This window comes from Streptococcus sp. NLAE-zl-C503, assembly GCF_900104285.1.
Classification (GTDB): domain Bacteria; phylum Bacillota; class Bacilli; order Lactobacillales; family Streptococcaceae; genus Streptococcus.
The window spans coordinates 577,196-598,075 of record NZ_FNJT01000001.1 but is presented as its reverse complement, the minus strand read 5'-3'; the positions used below and the strand labels follow the sequence as shown (position 1 = coordinate 598,075).

17 protein-coding genes and 1 tRNA gene are annotated in these 20,880 nt (G+C 41.0%); all 18 read left to right on the top strand.

Going from position 1 to position 20,880, the window contains the following annotated elements; genetic code table 11:
* The first annotated feature begins 82 nt into the window (after positions 1-82).
* Positions 83-706: a hypothetical protein gene (locus BLS46_RS02910; RefSeq protein ID WP_093585567.1), complete on the top strand. Its 624-nt coding sequence runs from the start codon at positions 83-85 to the stop codon at positions 704-706.
* Positions 707-787: 81 nt separating this feature from the next.
* Entirely contained in the window at positions 788-1,636 is an 849-nt protein-coding gene (dprA, locus tag BLS46_RS02905; RefSeq protein ID WP_093585565.1) for a DNA-processing protein DprA, read from the top strand.
* Positions 1,637-1,753: 117 nt separating this feature from the next.
* Complete coding sequence (gene topA / locus BLS46_RS02900; protein WP_093585563.1) at positions 1,754-3,841, top strand: type I DNA topoisomerase; 2,088 nt, start codon at positions 1,754-1,756, stop codon at positions 3,839-3,841.
* A gap of 105 nt (positions 3,842-3,946) precedes the next feature.
* Positions 3,947-4,306 carry a YbaN family protein gene (locus tag BLS46_RS02895; protein WP_093585561.1) on the top strand — a complete coding sequence of 120 codons (360 nt, stop codon included), beginning with the start codon at positions 3,947-3,949 and terminating at the stop codon, positions 4,304-4,306.
* A gap of 92 nt (positions 4,307-4,398) precedes the next feature.
* Positions 4,399-5,031: a copper homeostasis protein CutC gene (locus BLS46_RS02890; RefSeq protein ID WP_093585559.1), complete on the top strand. Its 633-nt coding sequence runs from the start codon at positions 4,399-4,401 to the stop codon at positions 5,029-5,031.
* Between the two features lie 43 nt (positions 5,032-5,074).
* On the top strand, positions 5,075-5,731 hold the full coding sequence (locus BLS46_RS02885; protein WP_093585557.1) for an MmcQ/YjbR family DNA-binding protein: 657 nt from the start codon (positions 5,075-5,077) through the stop codon (positions 5,729-5,731).
* Positions 5,732-6,045: 314 nt separating this feature from the next.
* Positions 6,046-7,608, top strand: coding sequence for a 2-isopropylmalate synthase (locus BLS46_RS02880; protein ID WP_093585555.1), 1,563 nt, complete (start codon positions 6,046-6,048; stop codon positions 7,606-7,608).
* A gap of 11 nt (positions 7,609-7,619) precedes the next feature.
* Positions 7,620-8,657: a 3-isopropylmalate dehydrogenase gene (gene leuB / locus BLS46_RS02875; RefSeq protein ID WP_093585553.1), complete on the top strand. Its 1,038-nt coding sequence runs from the start codon at positions 7,620-7,622 to the stop codon at positions 8,655-8,657.
* Positions 8,654-8,923, top strand: coding sequence for a DUF1294 domain-containing protein (locus tag BLS46_RS02870; protein WP_093585551.1), 270 nt, complete (start codon positions 8,654-8,656; stop codon positions 8,921-8,923). The genes leuB and BLS46_RS02870 overlap by 4 nt, the downstream gene beginning before the upstream one ends.
* Before the next feature lie 3 nt (positions 8,924-8,926).
* Positions 8,927-10,309, top strand: a complete 1,383-nt coding sequence (leuC, locus tag BLS46_RS02865) for a 3-isopropylmalate dehydratase large subunit (protein WP_093585549.1) — start codon at positions 8,927-8,929, stop codon at positions 10,307-10,309.
* Between the two features lie 9 nt (positions 10,310-10,318).
* Entirely contained in the window at positions 10,319-10,912 is a 594-nt protein-coding gene (gene leuD, locus BLS46_RS02860; RefSeq protein WP_093585547.1) for a 3-isopropylmalate dehydratase small subunit, read from the top strand.
* A gap of 25 nt (positions 10,913-10,937) precedes the next feature.
* On the top strand, positions 10,938-11,717 hold the full coding sequence (locus tag BLS46_RS02855) for an L-threonylcarbamoyladenylate synthase (RefSeq protein WP_093585545.1): 780 nt from the start codon (positions 10,938-10,940) through the stop codon (positions 11,715-11,717).
* 149 nt (positions 11,718-11,866) lie between these two features.
* On the top strand, positions 11,867-13,861 hold the full coding sequence (locus tag BLS46_RS02850) for an McrB family protein (protein WP_093585543.1): 1,995 nt from the start codon (positions 11,867-11,869) through the stop codon (positions 13,859-13,861).
* Entirely contained in the window at positions 13,848-15,152 is a 1,305-nt protein-coding gene (locus BLS46_RS02845) for an McrC family protein (protein WP_180364048.1), read from the top strand. Before BLS46_RS02850 ends, BLS46_RS02845 begins: the two co-directional genes overlap by 14 nt.
* Positions 15,153-15,324: 172 nt before the next feature.
* The gene (locus BLS46_RS02840) at positions 15,325-16,311 is read left to right on the top strand and encodes a GMP reductase (RefSeq protein WP_093585539.1); all 987 of its coding nucleotides are present in this window, start codon (positions 15,325-15,327) and stop codon (positions 16,309-16,311) included.
* Positions 16,312-16,376: 65 nt separating this feature from the next.
* Positions 16,377-16,448, top strand: a tRNA-Arg gene (locus tag BLS46_RS02835).
* Positions 16,449-16,619: 171 nt separating this feature from the next.
* Positions 16,620-17,318 carry a ribonuclease III gene (gene rnc, locus BLS46_RS02830; protein ID WP_000661472.1) on the top strand — a complete coding sequence of 233 codons (699 nt, stop codon included), beginning with the start codon at positions 16,620-16,622 and terminating at the stop codon, positions 17,316-17,318.
* Entirely contained in the window at positions 17,309-20,848 is a 3,540-nt protein-coding gene (smc, locus tag BLS46_RS02825) for a chromosome segregation protein SMC (protein WP_093585537.1), read from the top strand. Before rnc ends, smc begins: the two co-directional genes overlap by 10 nt.
* Positions 20,849-20,880 lie beyond the last annotated feature (32 nt).

Genomic DNA, 20,880 nt, shown 5'->3' with positions numbered 1-20,880 from the left:
ATCATCAACTGACAAAATAGATCAGGTTAGAATTTGACAGAAGTCCTTATTTTTCTTATAATGCAGATGGAAAGGTGGTAGGATGAAAAAATTATTAATTTTAGGTACTTTAGTTACTCTTAGTGCTTTTTTAGCTTCATGCTCTAACAAATCGCAAACAGCAACCGAAGAAAGTTCGTCTGCAGTTGTTAGTTCTTCTGGCAGTCAGAAAACGAGTAGCTCTAGCTCTGCCGTTTCTGAAGCGAAAAAGGAAGAGACGCAAATCATTGGCTCGAATGAGTATGGATTTGTCAAGGTACCCAAATCATGGGTTCGATTCCATGAAGTAGAAGGTGGAAATGATATACAGTATTGCGATGGAACAGATATCAACATTGTTACACTGAATACCTTCAAGGCTGAGCAGTTTAATATCAGCGAAGAAGAATATGCTAAACTGGATGTTGTGACTGTCTCATCTAGTATTTTAACTTCCAAAGAACAAAGCTCTGATTTCAGTAAGGTTTGGGGCTCCAAATCGACCATTGGAGGTTATGAAGCCTATGTTGTCAATGCAATTGCTAAGTCAGGGAAATATCTCGTTACCTGGGTTTTCCGATCAAATGATGGTAAAATCCGCTATGTTTCACTTGAAGGGGATGGGGAAACTTTAAAAACAATCTTACCGATGGTTGAAAGTAGTTGGTCAACTACTAAAGCTGAATAAATGAAAAAAGAAGATCAACTGATCTTCTTTTTATTATTTTTACGAATAGATAGATGAGTAGAAAAAGAAATGGAGTTGTATATGAAGATCACAAACTATGAGATTTACAAATTGCGCAAAGCTGGGCTGACCAATCAACAAATTTTAACTGTTCTTGAATATGACGAGACTGTAGATCAGGAGCTCTTGCTAGGTGACATTGCGGAAATATCTGGATGTCGTAATCCTGCTGTCTTTATGGAACGCTATTTCCAGATAGATGATGCTCAGTTGGAGAAGGAGTTCCAAAAATTTCCATCCTTTTCTATTCTTGATGACTGTTATCCGTGGGATCTGAGTGAGATTTATGATGCTCCAGTGCTCTTATTTTATAAAGGAAATCTGGATTTGTTGAAGTTTCCGAAGGTTGCTGCTGTAGGGAGTCGTTCATGTTCAAGTCAGGGAGCAAAGTCGGTTCAGAGAGTTATTCAAGGTTTGGAAAACGAGTTAATCGTGGTCAGTGGTTTAGCCAAAGGGATTGATACGGCTGCCCACATGGCTGCACTCCAGAATGGAGGAAGAACGATTGCCGTCATTGGAACAGGCTTGGATGTGTTTTATCCTAAAGCCAATAAACGCTTGCAGGAGTACATTGGCAATGACCATCTGGTTCTCAGTGAATATGGACCTGGCGAGCAACCTCTGAAATTTCACTTTCCAGCTCGTAATCGAATCATAGCAGGACTATGTCGAGGAGTTATTGTGGCAGAGGCAAGGATGCGTTCAGGGAGCCTCATCACCTGTGAGCGTGCTATGGAGGAAGGGCGTGATGTCTTTGCCGTTCCAGGAAACATTTTAGATGGCCATTCAGATGGCTGTCACCACTTGATCCAAGAGGGGGCAAAACTGATTTCCAGCGGTCAAGATGTGCTGGCTGAGTTTGAATTTTAAGGAGAAATTTGTTCCCTCAGATAAACTTTTCTTCTATATATAGTAGCTAAGTCTTGACAGTTATGGCAAAATGGTTTACACTTTATAAAGTTTATTACTTTGAAAAGGTGTGATAGTGTGGCTACGGCAACAAAAAAGAAAAAATCAACAGTTAAAAAAAATCTAGTCATCGTAGAGTCGCCTGCCAAGGCGAAAACGATTGAGAAATATTTAGGCAGAAATTATAAGGTTCTAGCCAGCGTCGGACATATTCGTGATTTGAAAAAATCCAGTATGTCAGTTGACATTGAAAATAACTATGAACCACAGTATATCAATATCCGAGGAAAAGGTCCTCTCATCAATGACTTAAAAAAAGAAGCTAAAAAGGCCAATAAAGTCTTTCTAGCGAGTGACCCGGACCGTGAAGGAGAAGCAATTTCCTGGCATTTGGCTCATATTCTCGATTTGGATGAGAATGATGCCAACCGAGTAGTCTTTAATGAAATCACCAAAGACGCAGTAAAAAATGCCTTTAAAGAACCTCGCAAGATTGACATGGACTTGGTCGACGCCCAACAAGCTCGTCGAGTCTTAGACCGCTTGGTAGGGTATTCGATTTCGCCTATTTTGTGGAAAAAGGTCAAGAAGGGCTTATCAGCAGGACGCGTGCAGTCGGTTGCCCTTAAGCTCATCATTGACCGTGAAAATGAAATCAATGCCTTCCAACCAGAAGAATACTGGACAATTGATGGTGTCTTTAAGAAGGGAACCAAGCAATTTCAGGCTTCTTTCTATGGTATGAATGGCAAAAAGATGAAATTGACCACCAACGAAGAAGTCAAAGAAGTCTTATCCCATTTGACTAGCAAAGATTTCATAGTAGACCAGGTAGATAAGAAAGAACGCAAACGCAATGCGCCCCTACCTTATACTACTTCAACTATGCAAATGGATGCGGCTAACAAAATTAATTTCCGTACTCGAAAGACTATGATGGTAGCCCAACAGCTCTATGAAGGGATCAATATCGGATCGGGCGTGCAAGGTTTGATTACCTATATGCGTACAGACTCGACTCGTATCAGTCCTGTGGCTCAGAATGAAGCGGCAAGCTACATTAACGACCGTTTTGGTAGCAAGTATTCTAAGCATGGTAGCAAGGTCAAGAATGCCTCAGGTGCTCAAGATGCCCACGAAGCCATTCGTCCATCTAGTGTCTTAAACACACCAGAAAGTATCGCTAAGTACTTGGACAAAGACCAGCTCAAACTTTATACCCTTATCTGGAACCGTTTTGTGGCTAGCCAGATGACGGGAGCTATCTTTGATACCATGGCTGTTAAGTTTTCTCAAAATGGCGTTCAGTTTGCGGCAAATGGTAGTCAGGTTAAGTTTGATGGTTATCTTGCTATCTACAATGACTCTGACAAGAACAAAATGCTGCCAGATATGTCAGTAGGAGATGTGGTCAAGCAGGTCAATAGCAAGCCAGAACAACATTTCACCCAACCGCCAGCTCGCTATTCGGAAGCGACCCTTATCAAGACCTTGGAAGAAAATGGTGTTGGGCGTCCGTCAACTTACGCTCCGACCATTGAAACCATCCAGAAACGCTATTATGTTCGTCTGGCAGCCAAACGCTTTGAACCAACAGAGTTGGGAGAAATTGTTAATAAACTCATCGTTGAATATTTCCCAGATATCGTCAATGTGACCTTCACAGCTGAAATGGAAGGCAAACTGGATGATGTCGAAGTTGGAAAAGAGCAGTGGCAACGGGTTATTGACGAATTTTACAAACCATTCTCCAAAGAAGTAGCCAAGGCTGAAGCTGAAATGGAAAAAATCCAGATTAAGGATGAGCCAGCTGGATTTGACTGTGAAGTTTGTGGCAGTCCAATGGTGATTAAGCTAGGACGTTTTGGGAAATTCTATGCTTGTAGCAATTTCCCAGATTGCCGCCATACCCAAGCAATCGTGAAAGAAATCGGCGTAGAGTGTCCAAGCTGCCATCAAGGACAAATCATTGAACGCAAAACCAAGCGCAATCGTATCTTCTATGGTTGCAATCGTTACCCAGAATGTGAATTTACTTCCTGGGACAAACCAATTGGACGTGATTGTCCAAAATGTGGACACTTCCTTGTGGAGAAAAAGGTCCGTGGTGGTGGTAAGCAGGTTGTATGTAGTAATGGCGACTACGAAGAGGAAAAGATTAAATAAAATGAAGAGTCCTGAAAATGAATTTCAGGCTCTTTTTAGTTTAAACTTGACAAATTTCCTCATTTTGTGGGAAACTAGTAGAAGATTATTTTATTAGGAGAAGACATGCGCATTATTTATTTCTGTATTGGTTTTATTTCTTTGGCTCTAGCTCTTGTAGGTGTTGTCCTGCCGCTCTTGCCAACAACGCCCTTTCTTTTATTATCAATCGCTTGCTTTTCAAAATCCTCTAAGCGTTTTGAAGACTGGCTTTATCACACCAAGCTCTATCAGACTTATGTAGCTGATTTTCGCGAGACCAAGTCTATCGCGCGAGAACGCAAGAAAAAAATCATCGTATCTATCTATATCTTGATGGGAATTTCTATTTATTTTGCCCCTATTTTGCCAGTCAAAATCGGTCTGGGAGCATTGACTATCTTTATCACCTACTATCTCTTTAAAGTCATTCCTGACAAAGAATAGATAAAAATAGTAGTTATTTGCCTTGATAAAAATGAAAGCATATTCAAATAATATGATATAATAAATTCAAAGAAAACATCAAGGAGAATCAAATGATTTACGAATTTTGTGCTGAAAATGTGACCTTGCTTGAAAAAGCTATGCAGGCTGGAGCTCGTCGAATCGAACTTTGTGATAATCTAGCAGTAGGTGGCACAACACCTAGCTATGGAGTAACAAAGGCAGCGGTTGAACTGGCAGCTAACTATCATACCACCATCATGACCATGATTCGTCCACGTGGTGGCGACTTTGTCTATAATGACCTAGACATTGCTATTATGCTAGAAGATATTCGTTTGACTGCTCAGGCTGGAAGTCAAGGAGTTGTTTTTGGGCTATTAACCGCTGATAAGAAGTTGGATAAGGCTAATCTTGAGAGGTTGATTGCCGCATCGAAAGGAATGGAAATTGTCTTCCACATGGCCTTTGATGAATTGAGCGAAGAAGACCAGTTGGAAGCTATTGACTGGCTCAGCCAAGCTGGTGTCAATCGTATCTTGACTCGTGCTGGTGTGTCTGGTGACTCGCTAGAGAAACGTTTTGATCACTATCACAGAATTTTGGAACAGGCTAAAGGTAAAATTGAAATTTTACCAGGTGGGGGGATTGACTTGGACAACCGTCAAACCTTTATCGACCAACTAGGTGTGACACAATTGCATGGAACCAAGGTTGTCTTTTAAAAAATAGAAAGGAACTGCTAGCTTTTGGTAGCAGTTTTCACTTATGTTTGAAATTTTTAAATCCTATCAGTTTAATAAAGAAAAAGCTCATGCCTTTGGTTTTGTAGAAAATGGAGAAGTCTGGACCTATAGTTGCCAGATTTTGCAGGGTGACTTTTTCATGACAGTTTCCATCACTACTGATAATGTGAGTTTTCAGGTCTTTGATCAAGAGACGGGTGACCTCTATCCTCAAGTACATATGGAAAGTATGAGGGGAAGTTTTGTCGGAAGTGTCCGTGAGGCTTGTTTGGAGATTCTTTACCAGATTCGGAAGGCTTGCTTTGATGCACAGGATTTTATCTGTCCTCAGACTAAGCGTATCATGGCTAAAGTTCAAGAAAAGTATGGCAATCAGTTGGAGTATCTGTGGGAAAAATCACCTGATACAGCAGTATTACATCATGAAGGCAATCAAAAGTGGTATGCTGTTTTTATGAGGATTTCTTGGACTAAGCTGGATAAAGGCAGAGAAGGGCTAGTGGAAGCAGTTAACCTCAAACACGATCAAGTAGCTCATTTACTTTCAAAAAAGGGCATTTATCCAGCCTTTCATATGAACAAACGTTACTGGATTAGTCTTACTCTTGATGATAGTTTATCTGATGATGACGTTCTAGATTTGCTAGAAATCAGTTGGAATTTGACATTGAAAAAGTAAGGAAATTCACTTGATTTTTCAAATACTTTTAATTAGCTAAATATTCTTTACTGAAGAAATTTTCAGAAAATATTGGATTTTTTCTTGACAAGAGATTTTTCCTATGCTAAAATACTAAACAAGATATCAAACGAAGGAGAAAGTCAAACATGAAAACAGCTAAGTTTAATCAATTTGCTTTGTTGTTGAGGTACTCGGGCTAGTGCAGAAGCATTAGTCCTGTTTGGCTTACCAAGCGGGAGTAAATCAACATCTCGCTTGGGTTTCCGAGCGAGATGTTTTTTCTATACTGAAATTTTGAAGGGGGAATTCTTATGCGTAGAGTTGAGTTTCTAGATACCAGTCTCCGTGATGGTGAGCAGACACCAGGTGTTAATTTTTCAATCAAGGAAAAGGTTGCCATCGCAAGACAGCTGGAGAAATGGGGTATTTCAGCCATCGAAGCTGGTTTTCCGGCGGCGAGTCCAGACTCATTTACAGCAGTTCAGGAGATTGCTAAGGTCTTGAAGAAAACGGCGGTGACAGGTTTGGCACGTTCTGTCAAGTCTGATATAGATGCTTGTTATGAGGCGCTCAAGGATGCCAAGTATCCACAGGTTCACGTTTTTATCGCGACCAGTCCGATTCACCGCAAGTATAAGCTTAATAAGAGTAAAGAAGAGATTTTGGAAGCAATTAGTGAGCATGTTTCCTATGCCCGTTCTAAGTTTAAAATCGTAGAATTTTCTCCAGAGGATGCGACCAGAACCGAGTTGGATTTCCTCTTGCAAGTTGTACAGACAGCAGTGGATGCTGGGGCAACTTATATCAATATCCCTGATACGGTTGGATTTACTACGCCAGAGGAATATGGTGCCATCTTCAAACACTTGATTGAGAATGTCAAGACCAATCGTCAGATCGTCTATTCGCCTCACTGTCATGATGACCTCGGCATGGCAGTGGCTAACAGCCTTGCTGCTGTCAAGAACGGTGCAGGACGTGTTGAAGGGACTATCAATGGTATTGGGGAGAGAGCTGGAAATGCAGCTTTGGAAGAAATAGCAGTGGCGCTCAATATTCGCCAAGATTACTACCAAGCAGAGACAAGCATTGTCCTAAACGAAACCATTAATACTTCAGAAATGGTTTCTCGCTTCTCAGGTATTCCAGTTCCTAAAAACAAGGCTGTGGTTGGTGGTAATGCCTTCTCTCATGAGTCTGGCATTCACCAAGATGGAGTTCTTAAAAATCCTCTTACCTATGAAATCATTACACCTGAATTGGTTGGTGTTAAGAGTAATAGTCTTCCGCTTGGAAAATTGTCAGGTCGCCATGCCTTCGTTGAGAAACTAAGGGAATTGGCCCTAGACTTTTCAGAAGAGGATATCAAACCACTCTTTGCTAAGTTCAAAGCGCTGGCAGACAAAAAGCAAGAAATCACAGATGCAGATATTCGTGCACTGGTCGCTGGAACCATTGTTGAAAACCCAGAAGGCTTCCACTTTGATGATTTGCAACTTCAAACCCATGCAGATAATGACATTGAAGCGCTTGTTAGTCTGGCTAATATGGATGGTGAGAAGGTCGAGTTCAATGCGACAGGACAAGGCTCTGTTGAAGCGATCTTTAATGCTATCGATAAGTTCTTTAACCAATCTGTCCGCTTGGTATCCTACACAATTGATGCGGTGACAGATGGGATCGATGCTCAAGCTCGTGTCTTGGTTACTGTTGAAAACAGAGATACTGAGACCATTTTTAACGCGGCAGGACTTGATTTTGATGTATTGAAGGCTTCGGCTATTGCTTATATAAATGCCAATACCTTTGTTCAAAAAGAGAATGCAGGTGAGATGGGGCGCAGCGTTTCCTACCGAGACATGCCTAGTGTGTGAAGGAGAAAGCTATGACAAAGAAAATAGTAGCTCTAGCAGGGGACGGAATCGGTCCAGAAATCATGGAAGCTGGTCTAGCGGTTCTAGAGGTTCTAGCTTCAAAAACAGGTTTTGACTATGAAATTGACAGACGCCCCTTTGGAGGAGCAGGTATTGATGCTGTGGGTCATCCCTTACCTGATGAAACCCTCAAGACATGTAGAGAAGCAGATGCTATTCTCCTAGCAGCTATCGGCAGTCCCCAGTATGATGGGGCTGCGGTTCGGCCTGAACAAGGCTTGCTGTCTCTTCGTAAGGAACTCAATCTCTATGCCAATATTCGCCCCGTAAAAATCTTTGACAGTCTCAAGCATTTGTCACCTCTCAAACCGGAAAGAATTGCTGGTGTAGACTTTGTCGTGGTGCGTGAGTTGACAGGTGGTATTTACTTTGGAGATCATATCCTTGAAGAGCGAAAAGCGCGTGATATCAACGACTACAGCTATGAGGAAGTAGAGCGGATTATTCGCAAGGCATTTGAAATTGCAAGAAATCGCAGAAAAATCGTTACTAGTATCGATAAGCAAAATGTTCTAGCGACATCAAAACTCTGGCGGAGAGTAGCTGAGGAAGTCGCGCAGGATTTCCCAGATGTGATCTTGGAACACCAGCTAGTCGACTCAGCTGCCATGCTCATGATTACCAATCCTGCTAAATTTGATGTCATCGTGACAGAGAATCTCTTCGGAGATATTCTATCAGATGAATCAAGCGTCCTATCTGGTACCCTTGGAGTCATGCCATCAGCCAGTCATTCTGAAAAGGGGCCAAGTCTTTATGAGCCTATTCACGGTTCAGCGCCAGATATTGCAGGTCAAGGAATTGCCAATCCTATTTCCATGATTTTGTCAGTTGCCATGATGTTGAGAGATAGTTTTGGACGTTTTGAGAATGCAGAGCGTATCGAACATGCTGTAGAAGCCAGTTTGGCAGCAGGAATTTTAACGAGAGATATAGGAGGACAGGCTTCGACCAAGGAAATGACAGAAGCCATCATTGAAAGATTATGAAGATAAATGAAGGAATAACTCTTGCCCTCTTGATTTGGAATCTTTTGATATTTATAATCTATGGCATTGACAAATCCAAGGCAAGAAGAGGTGCTTGGCGCGTTCCAGAGAAAATCTTACTCATTTTAGCCTTTACTTGTGGTGGTTTTGGTGCCTGGCTAGCAGGAATCACCTTTCACCACAAGACTAGAAAATGGTATTTTAAAACAGTTTGGTTTCTCGGGATGGTGACCACACTAGTAGCCTTATATTTTATTTGGAGGTAATGGATGGCAGGAAAATCAATTTTTGATAAATTATGGGACCGCCATGTCATCACAGGAGAAGAGGGGCAGCCTCAACTCATGTATGTGGATCAACACTATATTCATGAAGTGACTAGTCCCCAAGCTTTTCAAGGATTACGAGATGCGGGTCGCAGATTGAGACGGCCAGACTTGACATTTGGAACCTTTGACCACAATGTCCCTACGGTCAATATCTACGATATTCGAGATGTAATTTCTAAGGCCCAAATTGACAAGCTTGCTGAAAATGTTGAGGAGTTTGGGATTGAACATGCGGCCCACGGTTCTGAAAAGCAGGGGATTGTTCACATGGTAGGTCCAGAAACAGGACGGACACAACCAGGAAAATTCATCGTCTGTGGAGATAGCCACACAGCTACTCACGGAGCTTTCGGAGCTATCGCCTTTGGGATTGGGACCAGTGAGGTCGAGCATGTTTTTGCTACCCAGACACTCTGGCAAGTTAAACCTAAGAAAATGCTGGTAGAATTCACTGGTGTTCCTCAAAAAGGAGTTTATTCTAAGGATTACATTTTAGCCTTGATTGCCAAGTACGGCGTTGCTTGTGGTGTAGGTTATGCGGTGGAATATCGTGGGCAAGCAATTGATGCACTGACCATGGAAGAGAGAATGACTATCTGCAATATGTCCATCGAGTTTGGTTCTAAGATGGGAATTATGAATCCAGATCAGACTACCTATGATTATCTCAAGGGAAGGGAATGTGTTCCAGAAGCTTTCGAAGAGGCAGTTGCTGACTGGAAGACGCTTGTCAGTGATAGTGATGCTGTTTATGATAAGGTTATCCATATGGATGTCTCTGACTTGGCACCTATGGTGACCTGGGGAACCAACCCTGCTATGGGTGTTGACTTTGACAGTAGCTTCCCAGAAATTAAGGATATGAATGATGAACGAGCTTATCATTACATGAACTTGGAACCTGGTCAAAAACCAGAAGATATTGAAATAGGTTATATCTTTATCGGGTCTTGTACCAATGCTCGTCTCAGTGACTTGCAACTGGCTGCTCGATTTGTCAAAGGAAAGAAAATAGCTCCCAATCTAACAGCAATTGTAGTACCAGGATCGCGTCCTGTGAAACGAGCTGCTGAGAAGTTGGGCTTGGATAAGGTCTTCTTAGATGCTGGCTTTGAGTGGAGAGACCCAGGTTGCTCTATGTGTCTAGGGATGAATCCAGACAAGGTACCTGATGGCGTGCATTGTGCTTCAACCAGTAACCGCAACTTTGAGGATAGACAGGGATTTGGTGCTAAAACCCATCTCTGCAGTCCAGCCATGGCAGCGGCGGCAGCTATCGCAGGGCGATTCGTAGATGTTCGGCAAATGCCAGAGGCCCAGTAAGGAGAGGATATGGAGAAATTTACAGTTTATACGGGAACGACCGTTCCTCTTATGAATGATAACATTGACACCGACCAAATCCTTCCCAAGCAGTTTCTCAAGTTAATTGATAAAAAAGGCTTTGGTAAGTACCTCATGTATGCCTGGCGATATTTGGATGATAACTACACTGAGGATCCAGACTTTGTTTTTAACCGACCAGAATACCGTAAAGCCAGTATTCTTATCTCAGGGGATAACTTTGGGGCAGGTTCTTCGAGGGAACATGCAGCTTGGGCTCTAGCAGACTACGGTTTTAAGGTCGTGATTGCAGGCTCTTTCGGTGACATTCATTACAATAATGAACTCAATAATGGCATGTTGCCTATTGTTCAGCCTAGGGAGGTTAGAGAAAAGCTAGCCCAATTGAAACCAAGCGACCAGGTAACTGTGGACTTGGAACAACAAAAAATCATCTCACCAGTTGGAGAATTCACTTTTGAAATCGATAGCGAGTGGAAACACAAGCTCTTAAATGGTTTGGATGATATCGGTATTACTTTGCAGTATGAAGATTTGATTGCTGCATATGAAAAACAACGACCAGCCTACTGGCAGGACTAGAAAAAATAGAAAAGGAAATAGAACTATGACAAAACACATTCAATGGAACGGAACACTTTCACAAGAAGGCTATGACATTTTAAAAGGTGAGGGAGGGTGCATTGTATGCCCTACAAAAGTTGGTTACATTATCATGACTAGCGATAAGGCAGGACTTGAACGCAAATTTGAAGCTAAAGAACGTAACCGTAACAAACCAGGTGTTGTACTTTGTGGTAGCATGGACGAGCTACGTGCTTTAGCACAACTCAACCCAGAAATTGAAGCCTTCTACCAAAAACATTGGGACGAAGATATTCTCCTTGGCTGTATCCTTCCTTGGAAACCAGAAGCTTTTGAAAAACTCAAAGCATACGGTGATGGCCGAGAAGAACTTATGACAGACGTTCGTGGTACTAGCTGTTTTGTCATCAGGTTTGGTAAAGCTGGTGAACAGTTGGCTGCTAAACTTTGGGAAGAAGGTAAAATGGTCTATGCCTCATCAGCCAACCCATCTGGAAAAGGAAATCGTGGTAAGGTGGAAGGTATCGGAGAACGTATCGAAGGAGCAGTGGACCTTGTCATCGAAGCAGACGACTATGTGGCATCTATCCAACCTGATAAAACGATTGAAACGCGCTACGAGCAAGGTGTGATGGTGTCTATGGTTGATAAAGACGGCAAACTAATCCCAGAACAAGGAGGAGCACGTTCAACTTCACCAGCGCCAGTTGTGATCCGCAAAGGGCTTGACATTGATAAAATCATGATGCACCTGTCAGATACCTTTAACTCATGGGACTACCGTCAAGGTGAGTATTATTAAGACAGAAAGAAGTCTAGTGTTAAGAGGGAATAAAGTCTCTACACTGGGCTTTTTGTTTAGAATTTCTTTTCTTTTTTATATAGATATGATATTCTATATGTGAAATATATAGTTTTTATTTGAACATTATTATAAAAGGAGTAAGATTGATGGATAAAAGAAAGCTTGGCTTGGAAGATTTTTATGCTTGGTACCAAGAAAATAAAATAAGATTAAGAGAAGATGCATTTAAATATAGTATTCACAATGAAAAATTACGTGAAGAATTTCTTAAAGAATGGCCACTTGATAGAATTTTAACCATGTCTATCGATGAATATGTCATTGGGAAAGGCGCTAAAAGTAATTCTTTTTGCTACGGTCTTGAGAGGGGGAAATACAAATCTTTATTTATGGGAATTGGAGGCGGAGGTTCTTCAAAATTTGGTATTTATTGGAATGAAAAAACAAAGAGTTATAAAGATCAAGCTAATAAAGTCATTCCAGAATCAGAACTAGAAGACCGATTTAACAAATTAAAATCGGATTTGTATGAGATCATCCAAGCTGGTAGAATGTTGGATTTCAATAACCCTATTTTTGACATAAAAAAGTCAAAGAATGAATTTATTGGGCGTTCTGCGGTAGTCACAAAACTACTTTGTATTTATTCGGAGAATCCTTCTTTTTTAGGAGTAAATATGAATAGTCAAAATGAATTTTGGAATAGGTTGATTCTCCAAAGTAATCAAGGAGGGCCCTATCGTCAGAATCATGAGATTTGTAAACTGTTTTCTAAAACATATCCTGAACTAGAATCTTCAATGTTGGGTAGTATTTTATTTGAGTATTCAAAAGATTTTATAGACAGTGATAATAAGCAAGGAGAGAAAGAAATGTCTGAACAAAATAATATTCATCATCCCTTGAGTAATATCTTGTTACAATCCAAAAACCTTATCCTCCGTGGCGCACCTGGTACAGGAAAAACTTATCTTGCTAAAGAAATAGCGGCAGAGCTAACTGGTGGTAATGAAGATCAAATCGGCTTTGTACAATTTCACCCTTCCTATGATTATACAGATTTTGTAGAGGGTTTGAGACCGGTATCAAATGGGGATGGAGCTATTGGATTTAAGCCTCAAGACGGTATTTTTAAAGAGTTTTGTTTGAAAGCAAAGAAAAATTGGGTCTATTCACATAAAAACAAGGATGATTTAGAAAAGGAAAAAAAATCAATAGCAAAGATTTCAAAATATTTTGCTAATATGGAGTTTCCGTCTGACAAGTTATATACAAAACGTCAATCGTCCTTTATCATTACAGAAATTGATGAAAATTACATTTATATATCTATTCCTGAAAATGAGGTATCAAAAAATGCAAAATTGAAAATTAAAGATATCGAAACAATGTTAACTTCAGAATCTCAATTTGAACAAGTTAAAGACATAACTCAGTTTTTTAATAAAAATAATGCAACCCAAGAATTTTCATACTATTTGACACTTTACAAAATGATAAAAAATGAAAGTATTCAGGATGAAATAATAGAAATAGATAATGAATTGAAAAACTTCGTTTTCATCATCGATGAAATCAACCGTGGTGAGATTTCTAAGATTTTTGGTGAACTCTTTTTTTCTATTGACCCTGGCTATCGTGGTGAAAAGGGAAGTGTGTCTACCCAGTATGCTAATTTACATGAGACGGATGACAAGTTTTATATTCCTGAGAATGTTTACATCATCGGAACAATGAATGATATTGACCGTTCAGTAGATACCTTTGATTTTGCTATGCGTCGTCGTTTCCGCTTTGTTGAAGTTACTGCTGAAAGCCAAGTTGCTATGTTGGATAAAGAACTGGGTATCCATGCAGAAGAAGCAAAACTTCGTCTAAGAAACTTGAACGCTGCTATCGAAAACGTTCAGGAGCTAAACAGTCATTATCATATCGGACCAAGTTATTTCCTTAAGTTGAAGGATGTAGATTTTGACTATGAATTACTCTGGTCTGATTACCTCAAACCTCTATTGGAAGATTACTTACGTGGTTCTTATGAAGAGGCCAAAACTCTGGATACATTGAAAAAAGCATTTGATCTGACAAATAACGAGCAAACAAATCAGCAAGAGACTGGTGATAATGATGCGTATAACTGATAATCATTATAAAATTGCTAGAGAAGATTTTGTCGCAGAATTTCCCAATCTAAGTCAAGCGCTCCTTGATAGAACACTAGATAACCTATCTCGAGAGGACAATATTTTTATTTTCCCAAATGATTTGATGAATTCTCCTGATTTAGACAAGGACCAAAAGATTTTGGAAACAGTTAATCAGGAAATCAACACAGGAAATGTGATTGGTTTTCTGGGCTGTGGTCAGGAAAGATTAACGATTTCCTCTCGTTTTTCTGATGAATATAACGACCACTTTTTGCATTATCTTTTACAAAAGGTTCTCAATATCAATCTGACTAGTTTAGATGTCGGTCTATCTCCAGAGGATAAACTCTATCAGCTTTTGATTTACCTCCTTCCCAAATATCTGCAAGCTGCTCTCCGAAAAGGTCTTTATAAGGAATACCAGCGATTTTTCCATAACGATAGTCATGTGAAGGGTGTGCTAGATGTTGGAAATCATCTGAAAAAAAATCTCCTTTTTACGGGAAATATTGCCTATACCACTAGAGAGTTCACCTATGATAATCCACTCATGCAGTTGATTCGGCATACGATTGAGTACATAAAGAATCAGAAAGGTTTCGGAGTTCTGCTCGATAGTAATCGTGAAAATATGACAGAAATTATTCGTGTAACCTCATCTTATAAACTAGCTGATCGTGCCAAGATTATCAGAATGAATAAAATCAAACCCATCCGACACGCCTATTTTAGAGAGTATAGAAAATTACAGGAACTCTGCTTGATGATTCTGAGTAGAGAAAAGCATGGTCTTGGGCCCCAATCCCAGATGGTACATGGTATTCTCTTTGATGTTGCCTGGCTTTGGGAAGAGTATGTTTACACCTTGTTGCCAAAAGGTTTTGTACATCCCAGAAATAAGGATAAGACGGATGGAATTTCAGTATTTTCTGTTGGGAAACGAAAAGTATATCCAGATTTTTATGACAGAGAACGAAAGATTGTTCTAGATGCAAAATATAAGAAACTAGAGTTCACTGAAAAAGGGATTAACCGTGAGGACTTGTTCCAATTGATTTCCTATTCTTATATTTTAGAAGCTGAGAAGGCTGGACTGATTTTTCCTAGTGTGGAGCGGTCAGTAAATAGTGAAATAGGAAAAATAGCTGGCTATGGAGCTCAATTGAAGAAGTGGTCTATCCAAATCCCTCAGAATGCCTCATCCTATAGTGCATTTTGTAAAATGATGGAAAATTCAGAAGAAAATTTTAAAGCGATTATTGATGAAGAAGCGGGGAGAAAGTAATCTCTTCGCTTTTTTGCTATTTATACAAGTAATTCCCGAACAATATAATTTGATTATTGAAAATATTTGACAAAAACTGTACTTTGGTTTATAATGATTCAAGGAAACGTCGTAAAAGACGTAGGGATGCGGAAGCATAGGTAGGTCATTACAAAAGAAACGAGACATCGATATGTTAAATGAATTTCCAATTTTTGATTACGAAGATATTCAGTTGATCCCAAACAAATGTGTCATTAAAAGCCGTGCAGAAGCAGATACGAGTGTCACACTTGGAAATTACACGTTTAAACTACCTGTTGTACCAGCCAACATGCAGACAATTTTAGATGAGGATGTTGCAGAGCAACTGGCTAAAGGCGGTTACTTCTACATTATGCACCGTTTTGATGAAGCGGGGCGCATTCCTTTTATCAAACGCATGCACGATCAAGGGCTCATTGCTTCCATTTCTGTTGGTGTCAAGGACTACGAGTATGACTTTGTTAGCCAACTCAGGGCTGATGCTCCGGAGTATATCACGATTGATATTGCTCATGGTCATGCGGATAGCGTGATTTCTATGATTCAACACATCAAGAAAGAATTGCCGGATACTTTTGTCATTGCTGGTAACGTGGGAACGCCAGAAGCTGTGCGTGAATTGGAAAATGCTGGTGCGGATGCTACCAAGATTGGAATTGGTCCTGGTAAGGTTTGTATCACCAAGGTCAAGACTGGTTTTGGTACAGGTGGTTGGCAGTTGGCAGCACTTCGCTGGTGTGCTAAGGCTGCTCGCAAACCGATTATTGCTGATGGAGGGATTCGTACTCATGGCGATATTGCTAAGTCTATCCGTTTCGGTGCTAGCATGGTCATGATTGGTTCCCTATTTGCAGGACATATCGAAAGCCCAGGAAAGACAATCGAAGTCGACGGCGAACAGTTCAAAGAATACTATGGTTCAGCTTCACAATATCAAAAGGGTGCTTATAAAAACGTGGAAGGAAAACGCATCTTACTTCCTGCAAAAGGACATTTGCAAGATACCCTTACCGAGATGGAGCAAGATCTGCAGAGTGCCATTTCCTACGCAGGTGGACGCAAGGTTGCTGACCTCAAGCACGTTGATTATGTTATCGTGAAAAACTCTATCTGGAACGGAGATGCTTCCCACTAATGGAGGCATACCCCACCCAAAAAACTTGTTATTAGAGCAAATTTCTGTTATAATAAAACAAGTTTCCACCCTTAGTGTAATGGATATCACGTAAGATTCCGGTTCTTAAGATGGGGGTTCGATTCCCTCAGGGTGGATGTAAATAGCCTAAAAAAGCCTTTAAATAAGGCTTTTTCTTTATACTGCCCTTAAAATTGAAAATTTTCTTCTAAAAAATGCCCAAATTCCCTCCAGTCCCGTTTTAAAGTGACTCAGAGGGTTTTTTTTGTTATAATAGAAAGGATCGTAATTATTAGAAAGAGGTCAGTATGAAAGAATTACAAACTGTACTGAAGAAGCGTTTTGCAATCGAATTTGCGGACAAAAACTTACTGGAAACGGCCTTTACTCATACGAGTTATGCCAATGAGCACCGCCTCTTAAAAATTTCACACAATGAGCGCTTGGAATTTTTAGGAGACGCTGTTCTGCAATTATTGATTTCAGAATATCTGTATAAAAAATATCCTAAGAAACCAGAGGGAGATTTGTCCAAACTCCGTGCCATGATTGTTCGCGAGGAGAGTTTGGCTGGTTTTGCGCGTGATTGCCAGTTTGATCAGTTTATCAAGCTAGGAAAAGGGGAAGAAAAGTCTGGTGGGCGCAATCGTGACACCATTCTTGGCGATGCATTTGAAGCCTTTCTGGGTGCTTTGCTTTTAGACAAGGATGTTGCTAGAGTAAAAGAGTTTATCTATCAGGTCATGATCCCCAAGGTTGAAGCAGGTGACTTTGAAATGATTAAGGATTACAAGACACACTTGCAAGAGCTGCTCCAGGTCAATGGCGATGTGGATATTCGTTACCAGGTGACCTCTGAAACGGGACCTGCTCATGATAAGGTTTTTGATGTAGAAGTTCTGGTTGAAGGCAAGAGTATCGGAAAAGGACAAGGACGTTCTAAAAAATTAGCAGAGCAAGAGGCCGCAAAGAATGCTGTTGAGAAGGGGCTGGATTCATGTATTTAAAGGAAATTGAGATCCAGGGATTCAAGTCCTTTGCTGACAAGACCAAGGTCGTCTTTGACCAAGGCGTGACAGCTGTCGTTGGGCCCAATGGTTCTGGGAAGTCTAACATTACAGAAAGTCTGCGTTGGGCTTTGGGAGAGTCCAGTGTTAAGAGTCTCCGTGGTGGCAAGATGCCTGATGTCATTTTTGCTGGAACAGAAAGTCGTAAACCGCTCAATTATGCCTCTGTTGTCGTGACCTTGGATAATGAAGATGGTTTTATCAAGGATGCAGGGCAAGTCATTAAGGTAGAACGCCATATCTACCGTAGTGGAGATAGCGAGTATCGAATTGATGGCAAGAAAGTCCGTCTGCGTGATGTACACGACCTTTTCTTGGACACAGGATTGGGACGGGATTCCTTCTCTATTATTTCCCAAGGGAAGGTTGAGGAAATTTTTAACTCCAAGCCTGAAGAACGCCGTGCTATTTTTGAAGAAGCAGCTGGAGTTTTAAAATACAAGACTCGTAGAAAAGAAACAGAAAGCAAACTGCAACAAACTCAGGACAATCTAGACCGCTTAGAGGACATTATCTATGAGTTGGACAATCAAATCAAGCCCCTTGCAAAACAAGCCGAGAATGCTCGTAAGTTTCTCGACTTGGATGGTCAACGCAAGGCGATTTATTTGGATGTACTGGTTGCCCAAATCAAGGAAAATAAGGCTGAACTAGAGCTAACAGAAGAAGAGCTAACGCAAGTTCAGGAACTTTTGACTGGCTATTACCAAAAGCGTGAAGAGTTAGAAGAAGAAAATCAAACTCTTAAAAAGAAACGCCAAGATCTCCAAGCTCAAATGTCCAAAGACCAAGGGAGCTTGATGGATTTGACTAGTTTGATCAGTGACTTAGAGCGAAAATTAGCCCTATCAAAACTGGAGTCCGAGCAGGTAGCCCTCAATCAACAAGAAGCACAAACTCGTTTGACTGCTTTAGAAGATAAGAGAAAGACTCTAAGTAAAGAGAAATCTGAAAAAGAAGCGAACTTGGCACAGTTAGAGGAAAATCTAGCTGAAAATAACAAGGAACTCAATCGTTTAGAGGCAGAATTGCTAGCTTTCTCAGACGATCCTGACCAGATGATAGAGCTCTTGCGAGAACGCTTTGTGGCTCTTTTACAAGAAGAAGCGGATGTCTCAAACCAACTGACTCGCATCGAGAATGAACTAGAGAACAGCCGTCAGCTATCTCAAAAACAAGCAGATCAACTTGAAAAACTGAAAGAACAACTGGCTACAGCTAAAGAAAAGGCGAGTCAGCAAGAGGCTGAGCTTGAAACTGCTAAGGAGCAGGTTCAGAAATTATTGGCTGACTACCAAGCTAGTGCCAAGGAACAAGAGGAGCAGAAAGTTTCTTACCAAGCTCAGCAGAGCCAACTCTTTGATCGTCTGGATAGTCTCAAAAACAAGCAGGCTAGAGCCCAAAGTTTAGAAAACATTCTAAGAAATCATAGTAATTTTTACGCGGGTGTTAAGAGTGTTCTCCAAGAGAAAGATCGCCTGGGTGGGATCATTGGTGCAGTCAGTGAACATTTGACCTTTGATGTTCATTATCAAACCGCCCTAGAAATTGCACTTGGAGCCAGCAGTCAGCATATCATCGTAGAAGATGAAAACGCGGCAACCAAGGCTATTGATTTCCTAAAACGTAACAGAGCTGGTCGTGCGACCTTCCTTCCTTTGACAACGATTAAGGCGCGTACAATCTCTAGTCAGAATCAAGACGCTATCGCTGCAAGTCCAGGCTTCCTTGGCATGGCAGATGAGTTGGTGTCGTTTGATAAGAGACTAGAAGCAATTTTCAAAAACTTGCTAGCAACGACAGCAATTTTTGATACTGTAGAACATGCGCGTACGGCAGCTCGCCAAGTTCGTTACCAGGTTCGTATGGTGACACTGGATGGGACAGAGTTGCGCACAGGTGGTTCCTACGCGGGTGGTGCCAATCGCCAGAATAACAGTATCTTCATCAAGCCAGAGCTGGAGCAATTACAAAAAGAAATTGCTGAAGAAGAAGCTAGTCTGCGTTCGGAAGAAGAAAGTTTGAAGACCTTGCAAGATGAGATGGCGGTATTGACAGAAAGATTAGAAGCCATCAAATCTCAGGGAGAACAGGCTCGTATCCATGAGCAAGGCTTGTCCCTCGCTTATCAGCAAACTAGTCAGCAAGTAGAAGAGTTAGAAACGCTTTGGAAACTTCAAGAAGAGGAATTAAATCGTCTTACTGAAGGAGATTGGCAAGCAGATCAGGAAAAGTGCCAAGAGCGCCTTGCTACCATTGCCAGTGAAAAGCAAAATCTGGAAACTGAGATTGAAGAAATTAAGTCTAACAAAAACGCTATTCAAGAACGTTATCAAAACTTGCAGGAACAGGTTTCTCAAGCACGCTTGCTTAAGTCAGAACTGCAAGGACAAAAGCGGTACGAAGTGACTGATATTGAACGTCTAGGTAAGGAATTGGATAACCTCAATCTTGAACAAGAGGAAATCCAGCGTCTCCTTCAAGAAAAGGTTGATAATCTTGAGAAGGTTGATACGGATTTGCTAAGTCAGCAGACGGAAGAAGCCAAAACTCAGAAAACAAACCTCCAACAAGGTTTGATTCGCAAGCAGTTTGAGTTGGATGATATTGAAGGTCAGCTAGATGATATTGCCAGTCATTTGGATCAGGCTCGTCAGCAGAATGAGGAGTGGATTCGCAAACAAACACGTGCTGAAGCAAAGAAAGAAAAGGTCAGCGAACGCTTGCGCTATCTACAAGCTCAATTAACTGATCAGTACCAGATCAGCTACACTGAGGCTCTAGAAAAAGCGCATGAGTTGGAAAATCTCAATCTGGCAGAGCAAGAAGTTAAAGATCTTGAAAAGGCTATTCGCTCACTCGGACCAGTCAATTTGGATGCTATTGAACAGTACGAAGAAGTCCACAACCGTTTGGATTTCCTAAATAGCCAACGAGATGATATTTTATCTGCGAAAAACCTGCTTCTTGAAATCATCACAGAGATGAATGATGAGGTTAAGGAACGCTTCAAATCAACCTTTGAGGCTATTCGTGAGTCCTTTAAAGTGACCTTTAGACAGATGTTTGGTGGAGGTCAGGCAGACTTGATATTAACTGAGGGCGATCTTTTAACAGCTGGTGTGGAGATTTCTGTTCAACCACCAGGTAAGAAAATCCAGTCGCTTAACCTCATGAGTGGTGGTGAAAAAGCCCTATCGGCTCTGGCCTTGTTGTTCTCTATCATTCGAGTCAAGACTATTCCTTTTGTTATCTTGGACGAGGTAGAGGCGGCGCTGGACGAAGCCAATGTTAAACGTTTTGGGGATTATCTCAACCGCTTTGACAAGGATAGTCAGTTTATCGTTGTGACCCACCGTAAGGGGACCATGGCGGCAGCGGATTCTATCTATGGAGTTACCATGCAAGAATCAGGTGTGTCAAAGATTGTTTCGGTTAAGTTAAAAGATTTAGAAGAAACAGTAGACTAGTTACCAAACGATAGCATCTCTTAGGAGGTGCT